The organism is Arthrobacter gandavensis (assembly GCF_039528575.1).
Lineage (GTDB): Bacteria > Actinomycetota > Actinomycetes > Actinomycetales > Micrococcaceae > Arthrobacter_B > Arthrobacter_B citreus_B.
Genome location: NZ_BAAALV010000007.1, coordinates 337,960 through 353,527, shown reverse-complemented (window position 1 = coordinate 353,527; position 15,568 = coordinate 337,960). Strand labels below are relative to the sequence as shown.

16 protein-coding genes are annotated in these 15,568 nt (G+C 66.5%); 6 read left to right on the top strand and 10 right to left on the bottom strand.

Annotation, left to right across the window (positions count from 1 at the left end; genetic code table 11):
- Positions 1-17 precede the first annotated feature (17 nt).
- Positions 18-485, top strand: a complete 468-nt coding sequence (locus tag ABFX29_RS15095; protein ID WP_152228530.1) for a GNAT family N-acetyltransferase — start codon at positions 18-20, stop codon at positions 483-485.
- 84 nt (positions 486-569) lie between these two features.
- On the opposite strand, the gene ABFX29_RS15090 is transcribed toward ABFX29_RS15095, so the two are convergent.
- Genes ABFX29_RS15090 through pdhA form a run of 3 tightly spaced genes read right to left on the bottom strand, consistent with a single transcriptional unit; the run spans position 570 to position 4,122 of the window.
- Positions 570-1,955 carry a dihydrolipoamide acetyltransferase family protein gene (locus ABFX29_RS15090; protein WP_152228531.1) on the bottom strand — a complete coding sequence of 462 codons (1,386 nt, stop codon included), beginning with the start codon at positions 1,953-1,955 and terminating at the stop codon, positions 570-572.
- Positions 1,952-2,974, bottom strand: a complete 1,023-nt coding sequence (locus tag ABFX29_RS15085; RefSeq protein WP_152228532.1) for an alpha-ketoacid dehydrogenase subunit beta — start codon at positions 2,972-2,974, stop codon at positions 1,952-1,954. The genes ABFX29_RS15090 and ABFX29_RS15085 overlap by 4 nt, the downstream gene beginning before the upstream one ends.
- On the bottom strand, positions 2,971-4,122 hold the full coding sequence (pdhA, locus tag ABFX29_RS15080; RefSeq protein WP_152228533.1) for a pyruvate dehydrogenase (acetyl-transferring) E1 component subunit alpha: 1,152 nt from the start codon (positions 4,120-4,122) through the stop codon (positions 2,971-2,973). The genes ABFX29_RS15085 and pdhA overlap by 4 nt, the downstream gene beginning before the upstream one ends.
- 168 nt (positions 4,123-4,290) lie before the next feature.
- On the opposite strand from pdhA, the gene ABFX29_RS15075 reads away from it, so the two are divergent.
- On the top strand, positions 4,291-4,761 hold the full coding sequence (locus tag ABFX29_RS15075; protein WP_152228534.1) for an Lrp/AsnC family transcriptional regulator: 471 nt from the start codon (positions 4,291-4,293) through the stop codon (positions 4,759-4,761).
- A 559-nt stretch (positions 4,762-5,320) separates the two neighbouring features.
- On the opposite strand, the gene ABFX29_RS15070 is transcribed toward ABFX29_RS15075, so the two are convergent.
- Positions 5,321-6,943, bottom strand: coding sequence for a solute symporter family protein (locus ABFX29_RS15070; protein ID WP_055240412.1), 1,623 nt, complete (start codon positions 6,941-6,943; stop codon positions 5,321-5,323).
- Positions 6,940-7,311: a DUF485 domain-containing protein gene (locus tag ABFX29_RS15065; RefSeq protein ID WP_152228535.1), complete on the bottom strand. Its 372-nt coding sequence runs from the start codon at positions 7,309-7,311 to the stop codon at positions 6,940-6,942. Before ABFX29_RS15065 ends, ABFX29_RS15070 begins: the two co-directional genes overlap by 4 nt.
- A 224-nt stretch (positions 7,312-7,535) precedes the next feature.
- Between ABFX29_RS15065 and ABFX29_RS15060 the strand changes: the two genes are divergently transcribed.
- The 4 genes from ABFX29_RS15060 to ABFX29_RS15045 are packed head-to-tail and all read left to right on the top strand — an operon-like array spanning position 7,536 to position 11,375.
- Positions 7,536-8,732, top strand: a complete 1,197-nt coding sequence (locus tag ABFX29_RS15060) for a sensor histidine kinase (protein ID WP_152228536.1) — start codon at positions 7,536-7,538, stop codon at positions 8,730-8,732.
- Positions 8,733-8,769: 37 nt separating this feature from the next.
- Entirely contained in the window at positions 8,770-9,501 is a 732-nt protein-coding gene (locus ABFX29_RS15055; RefSeq protein WP_152228785.1) for a LytR/AlgR family response regulator transcription factor, read from the top strand.
- Positions 9,498-9,881, top strand: coding sequence for a hypothetical protein (locus ABFX29_RS15050; protein WP_152228537.1), 384 nt, complete (start codon positions 9,498-9,500; stop codon positions 9,879-9,881). Before ABFX29_RS15055 ends, ABFX29_RS15050 begins: the two co-directional genes overlap by 4 nt.
- A gap of 6 nt (positions 9,882-9,887) precedes the next feature.
- Positions 9,888-11,375, top strand: a complete 1,488-nt coding sequence (locus ABFX29_RS15045; RefSeq protein WP_152228538.1) for a sodium/solute symporter — start codon at positions 9,888-9,890, stop codon at positions 11,373-11,375.
- A 75-nt stretch (positions 11,376-11,450) separates the two neighbouring features.
- Here the strand turns inward: ABFX29_RS15045 and ABFX29_RS15040 are convergent, their stop codons facing one another.
- The 5 genes from ABFX29_RS15040 to tsf all read right to left on the bottom strand — a co-directional run bounded on the left by ABFX29_RS15040 (position 11,451) and on the right by tsf (position 15,539).
- Positions 11,451-12,029 (bottom strand): DivIVA domain-containing protein, encoded by a 579-nt coding sequence (locus tag ABFX29_RS15040; protein ID WP_211372396.1) that lies wholly within the window; start codon positions 12,027-12,029, stop codon positions 11,451-11,453.
- 111 nt (positions 12,030-12,140) lie between these two features.
- Entirely contained in the window at positions 12,141-13,097 is a 957-nt protein-coding gene (locus tag ABFX29_RS15035; RefSeq protein WP_152228540.1) for a phosphatidate cytidylyltransferase, read from the bottom strand.
- A complete protein-coding gene (gene frr, locus ABFX29_RS15030) occupies positions 13,097-13,654 on the bottom strand; it encodes a ribosome recycling factor (protein ID WP_055240405.1) in 558 nt (185 codons plus the stop codon). The genes ABFX29_RS15035 and frr overlap by 1 nt, the downstream gene beginning before the upstream one ends.
- A 157-nt stretch (positions 13,655-13,811) precedes the next feature.
- Positions 13,812-14,543, bottom strand: coding sequence for a UMP kinase (gene pyrH / locus ABFX29_RS15025; protein ID WP_152228541.1), 732 nt, complete (start codon positions 14,541-14,543; stop codon positions 13,812-13,814).
- Between the two features lie 156 nt (positions 14,544-14,699).
- On the bottom strand, positions 14,700-15,539 hold the full coding sequence (gene tsf, locus ABFX29_RS15020) for a translation elongation factor Ts (RefSeq protein WP_152228542.1): 840 nt from the start codon (positions 15,537-15,539) through the stop codon (positions 14,700-14,702).
- Between the last annotated feature and the right edge of the window lie 29 nt (positions 15,540-15,568).

Here is a 15,568-nt window from a genome sequence, read left to right as displayed (position 1 = left end):
GAGCAGAAAGACCTGCCGTGATTGAGCTTCGTGCCGTAGAACCGGGCGACGTTGATGAGTTCTTCAGCCATCAGCTGGACCCGGGCGCCAACCATATGGCTGCCTTTGCCGCCAAGAATCCTGCGGACCGGGGTGTCTTCGACCTCCACTGGCAGCAGATCCTCAGCGACTCCGGCATCACCGTGCGCACCATCGTTGCCGACGGGGACGTGGTGGGATCCATCCTGGCCTACCGGGACGGCAGCATCCCCGAAATCAGCTACTGGATCGACCGCGCACGCTGGGGACAGGGAATTACGACGGCGGCCGTGGGCCTGTTCCTCGAAGAGTTCCCCGAGCGTCCCGTCCGTGCGCGGGCTGTCGCAGACAACGTGAGCTCCATCCGCATCCTGGAACGGTACGGCTTCAAGGTCATCGGTGAGGCCCAGACCTTTGCGAACGCCCGCGGCGCTGTAGTGCGCGAACTAGAGCTCGAACTGGCCTAGCCACACATTTTTTACTGCAGCAGGGCCCCTTTTCCCGCGGACGGCGGAAAAGGGGGCCCTGCTGCCCTTAACGGCGGTGGTTCCTCAGTCCATCGCCAGGACCATTGCGGGTTCAGCGAGCACTTCACCGATATCGCGCAGGAATGCGGCGCCTTCCGCCCCGTCCACCAGCCGGTGGTCGAAGGAAAGGCTGAGCGTGGTGACCTGGCGCAGGGCGATGCCGCCCTCGTGCTCCCACGGCTGCTTCCGGACCGCACCCAGTGCCAGGATCGCAGCTTCGCCCGGGTTCAGGATGGGCGTGCCGGCATCAACGCCGAAGACACCCACGTTCGAGATTGACACTGTGCCGCCGGCCAGTGCTGCCGGAGGTGTCCGCCCGTCCCGGGCAGTTCCGGCCAGGTCCGAAATGGCCAGTGCCAGCTCACGCAGCCCCAGGTCCTGCGCGTCCTTGATGTTGGGAACCAGCAGACCCCTGGGCGTGGCCGCGGCGATACCGAGGTTCACGTAGCGGTAGCGGACAATCTCCCGCGCAGCTTCGTCCCAGCGGGCATTCAGCGCCGGGTGGCGCCGCAGCGCAAGGCAGACGGCTTTGGCGGCCAGGACCAGCGGTGTCAGCCGGACGCCGTCGTATTCCTTGCGCCCGCGGAGCTTCTCCAGCAGGTTCATCGAGGGCGTCACATCCACGGTGAGGAACACCGTGGCGTGCGGTGCCGTGAAGGCGCTGGCCACCATGGCCGCTGCCGTGTGTTTGCGGATGCCCGCAATGGGGATCCGTTCCTCCCGCCCCTGGCCCAGGTGCGGAGCATCCGCGACCACCGGTTGTGATTGCTGCGGGTTCCGGTACGGTTCGGCGGAACTGCGCAGCAGCGCAGCTTCCACGTCACCGCGCAGGATCCGCCCCTGTGGCCCGGTACCGTCCACCGTGGACAGGTCGATGCCGAGGTCACGGGCGAGCTTGCGGACCGGCGGAGTGGACCGCGGCCGTTCCTGCACCGGAGAGTCAACGGCGTTCGCCGGGATTCCCGTCCCGGCTGCCGGCGCCGGGGCTTCCGCCACCTGCACGGCGGGCGCCGGCTGGAGGGCAGATTCCGTGCCGCTGAAGCCCCGGCGCGCGCGCCGGGCCGGACGCCCCGCCTTGTCGGGCTCTGCTCCGTACCCCACGAGGGTCGGCTGGCGGCGCTGCACCCCGGCCTCGTCTGCCGGCGCTGCCGGAAGACCGGCGCCGGCGGCGTCCGGTACGTCGAAGCTAATGATCGCCGACCCCACCTCCACCACGGTGCCTTCGGCCTCATGCAGGCGGGCCACCACGCCCTCAAACGGGGACGGCAGCTCGACCACGGCCTTCGCGGTCTCCACTTCGGCAATGACCTGGTTCAGCGTCACGCTCTGGCCTTCGGTTACCCGCCAGGAGAGGATCTCGGATTCGGTGAGGCCTTCGCCCAGATCCGGGAGGCGGAATTCGCGGATCATCGCCCGGCCCCTTCCAGGACAGCCGACGGCGCCAGGGAGTTAGGCCTCCGCATCACACGGTCCACCCCGTCCAGGATCCGGTCCAAATCGGGGAGGTGGTGCTTTTCCAGGCGAGCGGGCGGGTACGGGATGTCGAAGCCCGTCACCCGAACCGGTGCGTACTCCAGGAAATCGAAGCAGCGCTCGGTGATGCTGGCAGCAATTTCGGCTCCGAGACCGCCGGACTGCGCGGCTTCATGCGTGATCACCAGGCGCCCGGTCCTGCGGACAGAGGCCTCCACTGCCGCGTAGTCCACAGGCGCCAGGGAACGCAGGTCGATCACTTCCACGGAGATGCCCTCATCCCCCGCAGCCGTGGCCGCATCCAGCGCTGTCATGACCAGCGGCCCGTAAGCCACCAGGGTGACGTCGGTTCCCGCAGCCGCCACCCTGGCCGTCCCCATCGGCAGCGCACCTTCCAGGGTCTGCACAACCTCTCCCTTGGTGTGGTATCGCCGCTTGGGTTCGAAGTAGAGCACCGGATCATCGCAGGCGATGGCCTGGCGGATCATGGTGTAGGCATCCTGGGGGTTGGATACGCTGACTACCCGCAGCCCGGATGTGTGCGTGAAGTAAGCCTCCGGCGACTCGGAATGGTGTTCCGGCGAACCGATTCCGCCGCCGAACGGCACCCGGATGGTCAGGGGCATCTTCACCGCGCCCCGGGTCCGGTAATGCATCTTGGCGACCTGGGAGACAATCTGGTCGAATGCCGGGTAGATGAACCCGTCGAACTGGATTTCCACCACGGGGCGGTAACCGCGGTAGGCCAGCCCGACGGCGGTGCCCATGATCCCGGATTCGGCGAGCGGAGTGTCCATCACACGTTGGGGCCCAAACTGCGCCTGGAGCCCGTCAGTGATCCGGAAGACTCCGCCCAGCTTCCCGATGTCTTCTCCCATCAGCACCACTTTGGGGTCCGCCGCCAGTGCGTCGTTCAATCCGGCCGTGATCGCTCGGCCAAAGGTCATGCTGCTCATCGGCTCTGTCCTTCCGCGGGCCCGTCCATCATGGCCAGGTAAGCCGTGTACTGCTCCTGCTGGCGCTCCAGCCATGCGTTGGGCTCGGCATAGACATGGGCGAACACGTCCGCAGGACCGGGGTCCGGCAGGGCCAGGCAGGCTTCCCGGAGCGCGGCGGCGAGCGCATCGGCGTCGGCCTCCACGGAGGCCAGGAACGCTTCGTCCGCCTGCCCCTCATTCTGCAGCAGGGCCCCCAGCCTGGTGATGGGGTCCCTGAGCCGCCAGTGATCCACTTCCGCGGCGTCGCGGTAACGGGTCGGGTCATCGGCGGTGGTGTGCGGACCCATCCGGTACGTCACGGCCTCAATGAAGGTAGGTCCGCCGCCGCTGCGCGCACGGTCCAGCGCCTCACGGGTGGCCGCCAGGACGGCAAGCACGTCATTGCCGTCCACCCGAATGGACGGGATGCCGAATCCGGGGGCGCGGTTGGCCAGCGGAATGGCAGCCTGCAGTCCCACGGGTTCGGAGATGGCCCACTGGTTGTTCTGGCAGAAGAAAATCACCGGGGCCTGGAAGCTCGCGGCAAAGACCATGGCCTCGTTGACGTCTCCCTGGCTGGTGGCGCCGTCGCCGAAATAGCTGATCGCGGCGTCGTCCGCGCCGTCCTGGGCAATCCCCATCGCGTAGCCGGCCGCGTGCAGGGCCTGTGCCCCGATGATCACCTGGGTGGGTGCCATGTTGACCGTATAGGGGTCCCAGCCGCCGGCCGCATTGCCGCGCCACACGCGCATAAGGTCCGCGAATCCGACGCCCCGGCACCATGCCACGGCGTTCTCGCGGTAGCTGCTGAACACGAAATCGGAGGGCCGGAGTGCTCGGGCCGACCCAATCTGTGCTGCCTCCTGCCCCAGGAGCGGCGGCCAGAGGCCGAGCTCGCCCTGGCGCTGCAGCGAGGTGGCCTCGGTGTCGATTCTCCGGACCAGGACCATGTCCCGGTAGAGCCCGCGGAGGGCCTCGGCGTCGACGTCCTGGACCCAGCGGGCATAGAACGCGTCCTCGACCCGCGCGCCGCTGGGGCGGATGAGCTGGACATAGGGATCATTTGGTTCCATCCCGGTGTTTTCGGGATGTTCTACCGGGGTATGCAGGGACACTTTGATGCGCATCCTTCCGTGTTGGGGCCCCGGGGGTGGTGGGGTCCGAACCTGATGCCGGGCGCCTTTGCCCAGTTAGATGTGACCCTACTCACACCTAGCAGGCGGCACAACCACACGCTCTCCGATTGCGCATACTGCCCTGCATCCGCTTCCTGGGCCGTGCTAGCGTTGCGCACTATGCAGATTCTGGACAGCACCGACTTCCGCGTTCTGCGGGCCATGGCCACTGATCCCCGCCGGACCGTTGTGGCCCTTGCCGCGCGTCTGGGAATCTCCCGGAACACCGTGCAGGCGAGGCTTTCCGGAATGGAGAAGAAGGGCGCCTTCCTCTCCTTCGAACGCCGGATCAATGCGGTGGCACTGGGCTACCCGCTGATGGCGTTTGTGCACGTGCATGTACAGCAGCAGCGCCTGGCGGAAATCACGGCCGACCTTTCGGCGATTCCGGAGGTGATCGAGGCGCATGGGCTGACCGGTGCCGCCGATTTGCTGCTGCGGATCGTGGCGCTCGACGCCGAGGACCTCTTCCGCGTCAACAAAGCCATCCTCTCCGTTCCCGGCGTTGAACGTTCCGACACCACCCTGGCCATGGGCGAACTCATCCCCTACCGGGTTGCACCCCTGCTTGAGCGCGGGCCTGCCGGTTAAGCGCGGGCCTGCCGGATAAAGGCCCCGGTGCCGGGTGGGCGGCACTGTATGCGACGGAGATCGTCGCGGCTCGCAGCCCGGCACCGTCCCGCGCCCGGAAACCGGCCAGGCACCGCCCGGCTGCCCGGACACTGCCCGAGCACTGCACTGACACTGCACCCGGCTGCCGCTGCGGCGTCGTCCCCTTCCCTTTCGCACCCGCGGTCCAGTCCCCTACATCCTTCGGGGAGATAACGTCCCTTAGCGCCAACCCCGCCCATCCTTCGGGGAGATAACGTCCCTTAGCGCCACCCCCGTCCATCCTTCGGGGAGATAACGTCCCTCTGCAGCAGCCGGAACAGCGTTATCTCCCCACAGGATGCCGGCCGCGACTCCCAAACAGCGTTATCTCCCCACAGGATGCCGGCCGCAGGATCCGCCGCAGACCAGCCGGGACGCCATCACCGGCGCGGCACAAAACCAGCGGCACAAAACCGGGGCGGCGCCGCGGTCCAGACGCACAAAGGGCGCCTCCCTGTTCGGGGAGGCGCCCTTTGGCACGGCCGGAGAGGAACGGGACCTAGTGGTCCACAGCCTTTTCCGCTCCGACGCCGGTGAGCGAGCGGACTTCCATCTCCGCCTGCTTCTCCGGGGACTCGTCATCCTTGCTGGTGACCGTTCCCAGGAAGCCCAGGAAGAACGCCAGCGGGATGGACACGAGGCCCGGGTTGTTCAGCGGGAAGATCGCGAAGTCGGCTCCGGCGATCATCGAGGTCTCGGCACCGGAGACAACCGGCGAGAAGATGATCAGCAGGATCGCCGAGCCCAGTCCGCCATACATGCTCCAGACGGCGCCGCGGGTGTTGAAGCGGCGCCAGTAGAGCGAGTAGATGATGGTGGGCAGGTTGGCGCTGGCTGCAACGGCGAAGGCCAGGGCGACCAGGAAGGCCACGTTCTGGCCCTGGGCGCCGATGCCGCCGAGGATCGAGACCACACCGATTACCAGCACGGTCCGGCGGGCAACCTTCACCTCGCCGTCGGCGTCCACCTTGCCCTTGCGGACAACGTTGGCGTAGATGTCGTGGGCGAAGGAAGCAGCTGCCGTAATCGTCAGGCCCGCAACGACGGCCAGGATGGTGGCGAACGCGACGGCGGCAATCAGTCCCAGCAGGACCGGACCGCCCAGGGCGAAGGCCAGCAGCGGAGCAGCGGAGTTCACGCCGCCCGGAGCCCCTATGATGGTCTCCCGCTCGATCAGGGCAGCGGCGCCGTAGCCGAGCACCAGGGTGAACAGGTAGAAGAGGCCGATCAGCCAGATGGCCCAGACCACCGAGCGGCGGGCTTCCTTGGCGGTGGGAACCGTGTAGAAGCGCATCAGCACGTGCGGCAGGGCTGCGGTGCCAAGCACCAGTGCCAGGCCGAGGGAGATGAAGTCCAGCTTGGAGGTTTCAGACTTGCCGTACTGCAGTCCGGGATCGAGGATCGCGGCGTTGCCGGACATCTCGACGGCGGAGCCAAGCAGTTCGGAGAGGTTGAAGCCGTTGATCGCCAGGACCCAGACGGTCATGACGCCGGCACCGGCAATCAGGAGGCAGGCCTTGATGATCTGCACCCAGGTGGTGCCCTTCATGCCGCCGACCAGTACGTAGATGATCATGAGTCCGCCGACGACGGTGATCACCAGGGACTGGCCAAGCTTCGAGTCGATGCCCATGAGCAGGGAAACGAGTCCGCCTGCACCTGCCATCTGGGCCAGCAGGTAGAAGAAGCAGACCGCGAGCGTGGTGGTGGCCGCGGCGATGCGGACCGGGCGCTGCTTGAGCCGGAAGGAAAGAACATCGGCCATGGTGAACTTGCCGGTGTTGCGGAGCATTTCGGCTACCAGCAGCAGTGCGACCAGCCATGCCACCAGGAAGCCGATGGAGTACAGGAAGCCGTCGTAGCCGTTGATGGCGATGGCCCCGACAATGCCGAGGAAGGATGCTGCCGAGAGGTAGTCACCGGCAATGGCGGTACCGTTCTGCGGGCCGGTGAAGGAACGGCCGGCGGCGTAGTAGTCGGCCGCGGTCTTGTTGTTGCGGCTGGCACGCAGCACCACCACCAGGGTTACGGCCACAAAGAGGCCGAAGATCAGCATGTTCAGCCAGCCGGTTTCCCGAACGGCGTCGGCGGTGACGGCGGCGGGGATGTAGAGGGTGTTCATTTGGTCTCCTCGGGAAGCGACACGCCCTTGGCCTCCAGCTCGCCGCGCAGTTCGGAAGCGATTGGATCGAGGCGGCGGTTGGCGTAGCTGACGTACCACATGGTGATGCCGAAGGTGCTGACGAACTGCAGCAGCCCCAGGATCAGGCCGATGTTGATGTTCCCGATGACCGGGGTGGACATGAAGTCGTGCGCGTAGTCAGCGAGCAGCACGTAGGCGAAGTACCAGACGAGGAAGACCACGGCCATGGGGAAAATAAAGCTGCGCTGGCGTTTGCGCAGCTCCTGGAACTGCGGGGACCGCTGGACTTCCCGGAAGTCGACCGGCGCCTCGCTTTCGGGGTGTGATTGTGGCTGGTGAGCAGCCATCTCTCCTCCTTGGGTTGGGCACGTGCGGCGGTACGGCATTCGAACCGCGGGTCCATCGGGAACCCGGGCCGCCAGCACGCCGGCTGTGATGGGGATCACTTTTCCAATGCGGATGCATCTGCGGCCACTTATCGCGCCCCTGCGTCGGTGAACGGAGCAATCCGTGCGCCAAACGGCATGTTTCGTGCCCTCGGCCCTACCTTGGTGTCGGTAGTCTGGGACGCATGCCCGCTGCCGTCGAAGTCGCTCTGGTCTGCGCCGTTGCCGTCCTGACGCTCGCAGCGGTAGCCGCTTTGGGCTACCGGCTGAGCCGGTCCCAGCGCGATTTGGGATCCGACGCCGAGCGGGCGGCGTACGCGACCCTGCACACGGCGTCGCTCGCTTCCCGCCATCTGCGCGCCGGCCTGACCCCGGCAGGAGCCTCCCGTGCCAGCCGCCACCTGCGCGGGCTGCTTAGGTGCGAAACGCTGCTGGTGACGGACACTGCGGCGGTCCTGGCCTGGGAAGGCTCCCTTCCTGACAATCCCATGCGGCGGGAACGGATCCTCCTGGCCGCCCGCGGCGTCCTGGACAGCGGCCGGACCAAGGTTTTCCGGGGCCCTGCCCTTCGGGCACTGGGACTGCAGGACGGCGGCGAGCTGCTGATCTGCCCGCTGCGCGTCAACGCGCAGGCCGTGGGCACCCTGGGCGTTTTCGCTCCGTCCGTCAGCGCCGGACTGATCAGGGCTGCCAACGACGTGGCTGACTGGGTTGCCGCCCAGGTGGAACTCGCGGAACTGGACACCTCCCGCGCCCTGCTGATGGAGGCGGAGGTCAAGGCCCTCAGGGCGCAGATCAGCCCGCACTTCATCTACAACTCGCTGAACGCGATTGCCTCCTACATCAACACGGACCCGCAGCGGGCCCGGGAGCTGGTGGTGGAGTTCGCCGATTTCACCCGCTATTCCTTCCGCCGCCACGGAGACTTCACCACGCTGGCCGAAGAGCTGCAGTCAATTGACCGCTACCTGCTGCTTGAACGGGCACGCTTCGGCGAACGGCTCAAGGTCAGCCTGCAGATCAGCCCCGAGGTCCTTGGCACGGTAATCCCGTTCCTCTCCCTGCAGCCGCTGGTGGAGAACTCGGTGCGGCACGGGCTGGACTCAATTGACGGCGAAGGGCACATCACGATTGCTGCCCGCGATGCGGGTGCGCTGGCGGAAATCACCGTGGAGGACAACGGGGTGGGCATGGACCCGAAGAAACTGCAGGCGCTGCTGGCCGGCCATTCCGACGGCGACCATGTTGGCCTGCGCAACGTGGACCTGAGGCTGCGCCAGGTTTACGGCGATGCCCACGGCCTGGTGATCGATACCGCGGAAGGCGCCGGCACCCTGATCACCATGCGGGTCCCCAAGTCGCAGCCCGGCCACCAAACCTGAAGGAAGTAGTCTGTCTTCCATGCCCAAATCCGCAAAGCTGCTGACCGTGGTGGTGGCCGACGACGAAGCGCCGGCCGTCGAGGAACTGGCGTTCCTGCTCGGCGCCGACGCCCGCATCGGCACCGTGCTGCGTGCCGCCAGCGGCGCCCAGGCACTGCATGCCATTGAGACCTCCGACGTCGACGCCGTGTTCCTGGACATCCATATGCCCGCCCTTTCCGGCCTGGACATCGCCCGTGCGCTGGCCCGGAAGGAACGCCCGCCTGCGGTCGTCTTCGTGACCGCTGACGAGGACCATGCGCTGGCCGCGTTTGACCTCGCTGCCCTTGATTACCTGCTCAAGCCCGTGCGGCGGGAAAGGCTCACCGAGTCCGTCCGCCGGATCAGCGACGCGCTGGCCGCCGGCGGGACTGACAGCGCCGAAGCCGGGGACGTGGTCACCGTAGTGCAGGGCGCCACCACGCGCATGATCCGCAGGGAGGACATCCGGTATGTCCAGGCCCAGGGGGACTATGCCCGCCTGCACACTGCCGAGACCAGCTACCTTGTCCGGATCCCGCTGGCCGAACTGGAAGCGCAGTGGGCCGACGCCGGGTTCCTGCGGATCCACCGTTCCTACCTGGTGGCCCGCAGCCAGATAACCCAGGTCCGGCTGAGCGCCGGGCGGGCCAGCATCCGGATCGGCGCCGAGGAACTGCCGGTCAGCCGCAGGCACCTGCCGACAGTGCGCAGCACGCTGGCCTCCGGACGGGTTCGGCCCACCGCATGAACATAAACAGCGAGAACCGCCCGCAGCGGGTCCGGGTCACCGCTCCCCCGCGTCCCGGCGCCGTTCCGAAGGCGTTTCCGGTATCCCGGGAACTCGATGAACAGTCTGAAGTAGGCGAGGTGTTCCTTTCCTCCCTCATCAGGTCCCAGCTGCGCCTTGCCCTGGTAGTAGCGGGTGGATTTGGACTGATCCTGCTGGGCGTTCCGCTGCTGCTGGCCGCTTATCCGCAGCTCGGCACGCTGGTGCTGTTCGGGATTCCCGTTCCATGGCTCCTGCTCGGTTTTGGCGTCTACCCGCTGGTGATCATCAGCGGAGCGCTCTACGTGCGCAGCGCCAACCGGAACGAGAAACGTTTCCAGGACCTGCTGGATGAGGGGTAGTACGCGGTGACCTGGGAAGTCAGCCCCGGCGTGGGCTATGCCGCGCTGGCCGCCGTCACCGCCGCAACACTGCTCATCGGCGCCTACGGGCTGCGGATCTCGCGGACCACCGGAGACTTTTACGTCGCTTCCCGCACGGTAAAGCCGTGGTGGAACGCTTCGGCCATTGGCGGGGAGTATTTGTCCGCGGCCAGTTTCCTGGGCGTGGCCGGGCTGGTGCTGGTTTCCGGGGCGGACGCGCTCTGGTTCCCCATCGGCTACACCGCCGGATACCTGATGCTGCTGCTCTTCGTGGCCGCACCGCTGCGCCGCTCCGGCGCCTACACCGTCCCTGACTTCGCCCGTGCCCGGCTCGATTCCCTTCCCGCGAGGCGGGTCACCAGCCTGCTGGTGGTGGCAGTCGGCTGGCTCTACATTGTTCCCCAGCTGCACGGAGCCGCGTTGACGGTTGGCCTCACAACCGGACTGCCGGGCTGGGCGGGATCTGCCGCCGTCGTCGTCATTGTCTGCCTCAGCGTGCTCAGCGGCGGGATGCGGTCCATCACGTTCGTGCAGGCGTTCCAGTACTGGCTCAAACTGGTGGCGCTGGCGGTGCCGGTGCTCTTTATCCTCTTCCGGCTGGGCGCCGACGGCGTGTCCTGGACCAATGGCGGAGCCGCCTTCGATTTCGGCGGCCACACCACGGGTGCGGATTCGGTGTACCGCAACATCTCCCTGAGCATCGCGCTGCTCTGCGGAACCTTGGGCCTGCCGCACGTCCTGGTGCGCTTCTACACGAATCCTGACGGGGTGTCCGCCCGGCGCACCACGCTGATCGTGCTGGGACTGCTCTCCGTTTTCTACGTCTTCCCCACGCTTTACGGGATCCTGGGGCGCACCTACCTGCCGGCGCTGGCGGATGAGGGCAATGCTGACGCGACCGTGCTGCTGCTGCCGGCGCAGGTGTTCGACGGCGCGCTCGGGGACCTCCTGGCGGCGTTTGTCACAGCCGGAGCCTTCGCGGCGTTCCTGTCCACGTCCAGCGGGCTCATTGTGTCCCTGGCCGGGGTAATCAGCCAGGAGTTCTTCCGCGGGAGCATCAGCGGTTTCCGTGCCGCCACCCTGCTGGCCGGCGCCGTGCCGCTGGGCCTGGCGCTGCTCACCAACACACAGGCTCTGGCCGGCAGCGTGGGAATGGTCTTCGCCTTCACGGCCTCAACGCTGTGCCCGCTGCTGCTCCTGGGGATCTGGTGGCGGCGGCTGACGGCCGCCGGTGCGGTGTCCGGAATGCTCACCGGCGCCGTCCTCTGCGGTGGTGCGATCGTTGCCGGCGGCGTGCTGTCCGTCTCCGGCGGCGGCATCCCCGTCTGGCTGGAACAGCCTGCGGCGTGGACGGTTCCCGCGGCCTTCGCCGTGACGGTGCTGGTCTCGCTGCGCGGCCCCGGCCCCGTTCCGGCCGGCACGGGCCGTTTCCTGGCCCGGCTGCACACCCCGGAGCGTCTGCTCCGTCCCTGACTTAACGCCGAAAGGCCAGTTACGGCTCTTACCAGCGCTGGTAAGAGCCGTAACTGGCCTCTCGATGAAAGAGATCTAGTCGATCGCGGCCATGAGCTCCACGACCCGGTCCAGGAACGCATCAACCTGAGTCTCTTCGTAGCCGGCGTCGCCCTTGGCTTCGCGGAAGACGGCGCGGCGCACGACGTCGACGCTGAGCGGACGGTCGTGCTCAAAGTAGCCCAGCAGTTCGTTGCAGAGCGCATCGACGTCACGCACGTTGTAGCTGTGGGCTCGCTTCTTGGTGGGGCGGCGGAACCGCTCCCCCGGCTTGCGGTGCAGGCGGGCACGCAGCACGGCCGAGGTGCGTCCGATCTGCAGCAGCCAGGCTTCTTCGCCCTTTTCCTGGATCAGCCGGTCGCGCTCGCGCTGGGCGAAGACGTCTTCGAGCCGGTCCAGGGCGGCGTCGACAGCCTGGGCCTCATAGCCTCCCTTGGCGGGGTCGAATGCCATGGAACGGACGTGGCGGCTGGTAATGACCTTTGCTCCCGGTGTCTCTGAGTTGTAGTAGTTCCGGGCCCTGGTCAGGAAATCATCTACCTGGCGGACGTTGTAGCCGTACTCCCTGCGGCTCACACGCTCAAAGGGGGCACTGGCCTGCCTCGCATCGTTCATGTTCAGCTAATCCTTAGGTGTCAAGTCTGTTTCCGCCACGGGATGCGGGACCGTCGAAAATATCTTACGTGTTCCCCGGCCGAGACCTGGGCAGGACTCCCCGGAAGGACGCTACATTGCGCCTGGAACAAGCAGCACGGAGAGAAGGAATACCACCGGCGAAGCGAAGACCACCGAGTCCAGGCGGTCCATTGCTCCGCCGTGTCCGGGAAGCAGGTTGGACATGTCCTTCACGCCAAGCTCGCGCTTGATCATTGACTCGGAGAAATCCCCGGCCGTTGCCGCGGCGACGGTGGCCACCGCCAGCACCAGGCCAAACCACCACGGCTGGTCCAGGAACAGCACGGCGGCGAGGACACCCACCACGGTTGCACCCGCAACGGATCCGCCGAATCCCTCCCACGATTTCTTGGGGCTGATTTTCGGCGCCATGGGGTGCTTTCCGAAGATCGCTCCCACCAGGTAGCCGAAGGTGTCGTTGGCAACCACCAGCAGCAGCAGCACCGCCACCCGGGTCTGCCCGTCGGGTTCACGCAGCAGCAGCAGCGCGAAGCTGAGCAGGAACGGGATCCAGAGGATAACGAACACACCGGCAAGAATGCTGCGCAGCGCGTCCTGCGCCGTGTCGATGGTTCGCCAGAGCAGGACCGCAATGCCTGTTCCGGCAAGTGCCATGGCCAGTGCCTCCGTGCCGCCGAAGTAGGCGGCCAGGGGCACGGCTACAGACCCGACGAGCACCGGAACATGTGGAACCTTGATGCCGCGGATCTCCAGCGCACGGGAGACTTCCCAGACGCCGACGGCGGAGAATGCCGCCGCGATCACGGCGATCGCCACCGGGGAAAAGAGCAGGCCCACCAGCAGCGCACCGAGCAGGACGACGCCGACCGCAATGGCTGCGGGCAGGTTCCGTCCGGCTTTGGAGGGCTTGCGCGGCTTGGTGGTACGGGCAGCCGCACTGCGGGCCCTGCGGCCACCGGGAACAGTCATGTCCGTGCCCTTCGCTGCCGGGTCTGCCTCAGGAGACGGGGTGCCGCCAGCCTGGGTTGAAGGCTGGGATTGGTTCATCAGACCTCGAGCAGCTCGGCTTCCTTGCGCTTGAGCAGCTCATCGATGGAGTCGGTGTGAGCCTTGGTCAGTGCGTCCAGGTCCTTTTCGGCACGGTTGCCGTCGTCTTCGCCGATTTCCCCGTCCTTGACCAGCCGGTCCAGGGCGTCCTTGGCCTTGCGGCGGATGTTGCGCACCGAAACCTTGGCGTCTTCGCCCTTGCCGCGAACGATCTTGACGTATTCCTTGCGGCGGTCCTGCGTCAGTTCGGGCATGATCACCCGGATGACTTTGCCGTCGTTGGACGGGTTGGCGCCTACCTCGGAGTCGCTCAGTGCGCGCTCAATGGCGCGCAGGGCGGTGACGTCGTACGGGGTAATCAGCAGCGTGCGGGCGTCCGGGGTAGCGAAGGATGCCAGCTGCTGCAGCTGCGTCGGCGAACCGTAGTAGTCCACCAGGACACGGGAGAAGAGTGCGGGGTTGGCACGCCCGGTGCGGATGGTCGAGAAGTCCTCCTTGGCAACCTCCACAGCCTTGTCCATCTTGTCGGCTGCCTCTTTCAAGGTCTCTTCGATCACGGTGTCTCCTCATTGGAACGGAAAATGCCAGTGCCGGAAATTACCGTGCAGTGGCGAAATTGGACTCTTCTACCATCCTAACCCGCGCGGCTCCCGCCCCGGCACCTGCGGTGATACCGCTGCGGGTGCCGGCGGGGAAGCCGCCGCGGCAGGCGGCTCAGTTCGAGACGACGGTGCCGATCTTCTCGCCGCGGATGGCGCGGGTGACGTTGCCCTCGCCTTCCATGCCGAACACGACCATGGAGAGGTCGTTGTCCTTGCACATGGTCATGGCCGTCTGGTCCATGACCCGGATGTCCTGCCGGAGGGCGTCGTCGTACGTCAGGGTTTCCAGGCGCTGGGCACTGGGATCCTTGTTCGGGTCGGCAGTGTACACACCGTCCACGCCGGACTTGGCCATCAGGACCTCGTCTGCATGGACTTCCAGTGCGCGCTGGGCTGCAACGGTGTCCGTGGAGAAGTACGGCAGGCCGGCGCCGGCACCGAAGATGACAACCCGACCCTTTTCCAGGTGCCGGATCGCCCGCCGCGGGATGTAGGCCTCTGCAACCTGGCCCATGGTGATGGCGCTCTGGACCCGGGTCTCCACGCCTGCCTGCTCCAGGAAGTCCTGCAGCGCCAGGCAGTTCATGACCGTGCCCAGCATGCCCATGTAGTCCGCGCGGGAGCGGTCCATGCCGCTCTGGGACAGCTCGGCGCCGCGGAAGAAGTTTCCGCCGCCCACCACGATCGCGGTCTCCACCTCACCGACGGTTGCGGCGATCTGCTTGGCCACGGAACGGACGGTCTCCGGATCCACGCCCAGCTTCCCTCCGCCGAACACCTCACCGGAGAGCTTGAGCAGCACGCGGCGGCGCGGAGTGTCGGTTTCTTTCAGGGCGTGGTCCATGATGCCTCCCGGGGCAGTGCTGGTGAGTGAACTTGTCAGCTGGTTCAAGGGTAATAAGGGGATTTGGACAGGCAAAAGGGGTGGCCACCTTTCGGTGGCCACCCCCTCTATGCCATCATTCGTGCGTTCGCTGTGCGTTCGCGCCGTTTCGGTGCCTTAGGCTCCGACGCGGAACCGGGCGAAGGCGGTCGGCTTGACGCCGGCTTCGTTCAGGACGGTGGCGACGGTCTTCTTGGCGTCCTTGGCGAACGGCTGGTCCAGCAGCACGATCTCCTTGAAGAAACCGGTCAGGCGGCCTTCAACGATCTTCGGCAGGGCAGCTTCCGGCTTGCCTTCGGCGCGTGCGGTCTCGTCAGCGATGCGGCGCTCGTTCTCCACGATGTCCGCGGGAACTTCGTCGCGGGTCAGGTAGGTCGGAGCGTAGGCAGCGGTGTGGACTGCGACGTCGTGGGCTGCGGTGAAGGCTGCGTCACCTTCGCCGTCAACGGCGAACAGAACGCCAACCTGTGCAGGCAGATCCTTGGAGGTCTTGTGCAGGTAGGCATCAACGGTCTTGCCTTCGACGCGGGCCACGCGGCGGACAACTACCTTCTCGCCCAGGATTGCGCCTTCTTCGACGACAACCTCGGACAGCGGCTTGCCGTCAACCTCGTAGGCCAGGAGGGTCTCGGCGTCAGCGGCGCCGGACTCCACAGCTGCGGCCAGGACGCGGTCTGCGAGTTCGATGAACTTGGCGGATTTGGCAACGAAGTCAGTCTCGCAGTTCAGTTCGATCATCACGCCGACGGTGCCGTCGATGACCTTGGCAGCAACCAGGCCTTCGGCGGTGGAACGGCCTTCGCGCTTGGTAGCGCCCTTCAGGCCCTTGATGCGGATGAGCTCCATGGCCTTGTCGGCGTCGCCGTTAGCCTCGTCGAGAGCCTTCTTCACATCCATCATGCCGGCGCCGGTGCGCTCGCGCAGGGCCTTGATATCAGCAGCGGTGTAGTTCGCCATTTGGACTCCAGTCCTCCCGTAATAAAAGT

Excerpts from the sequence above, each read along its gene's own strand:
- ABFX29_RS15075 (WP_152228534.1), top strand. The coding sequence starts at position 4,291 with ATGCAGATTCTGGACAGCACCGACTTCCGCGTTCTGCGGGCCATGGCC.
- ABFX29_RS15050 (WP_152228537.1), top strand. The coding sequence starts at position 9,498 with ATGAACATAAACAGCGAGAACCGCCCGCAGCGGGTCCGGGTCACCGCT.
- pdhA (WP_152228533.1), bottom strand. The coding sequence starts at position 4,122 with ATGCGCATCAAAGTGTCCCTGCATACCCCGGTAGAACATCCCGAAAAC.
- pyrH (WP_152228541.1), bottom strand. The coding sequence starts at position 14,543 with ATGGACCACGCCCTGAAAGAAACCGACACTCCGCGCCGCCGCGTGCTG.
- ABFX29_RS15065 (WP_152228535.1), bottom strand. The coding sequence starts at position 7,311 with ATGGCTGCTCACCAGCCACAATCACACCCCGAAAGCGAGGCGCCGGTC.
- tsf (WP_152228542.1), bottom strand. The coding sequence starts at position 15,539 with ATGGCGAACTACACCGCTGCTGATATCAAGGCCCTGCGCGAGCGCACC.
- ABFX29_RS15035 (WP_152228540.1), bottom strand. The coding sequence starts at position 13,097 with ATGAACCAATCCCAGCCTTCAACCCAGGCTGGCGGCACCCCGTCTCCT.
- ABFX29_RS15070 (WP_055240412.1), bottom strand. The coding sequence starts at position 6,943 with ATGAACACCCTCTACATCCCCGCCGCCGTCACCGCCGACGCCGTTCGG.
- ABFX29_RS15060 (WP_152228536.1), top strand. The coding sequence starts at position 7,536 with ATGCCCGCTGCCGTCGAAGTCGCTCTGGTCTGCGCCGTTGCCGTCCTG.
- ABFX29_RS15040 (WP_211372396.1), bottom strand. The coding sequence starts at position 12,029 with ATGAACGATGCGAGGCAGGCCAGTGCCCCCTTTGAGCGTGTGAGCCGC.
- ABFX29_RS15085 (WP_152228532.1), bottom strand. The coding sequence starts at position 2,974 with ATGAGCAGCATGACCTTTGGCCGAGCGATCACGGCCGGATTGAACGAC.
- ABFX29_RS15090 (WP_152228531.1), bottom strand. The coding sequence starts at position 1,955 with ATGATCCGCGAATTCCGCCTCCCGGATCTGGGCGAAGGCCTCACCGAA.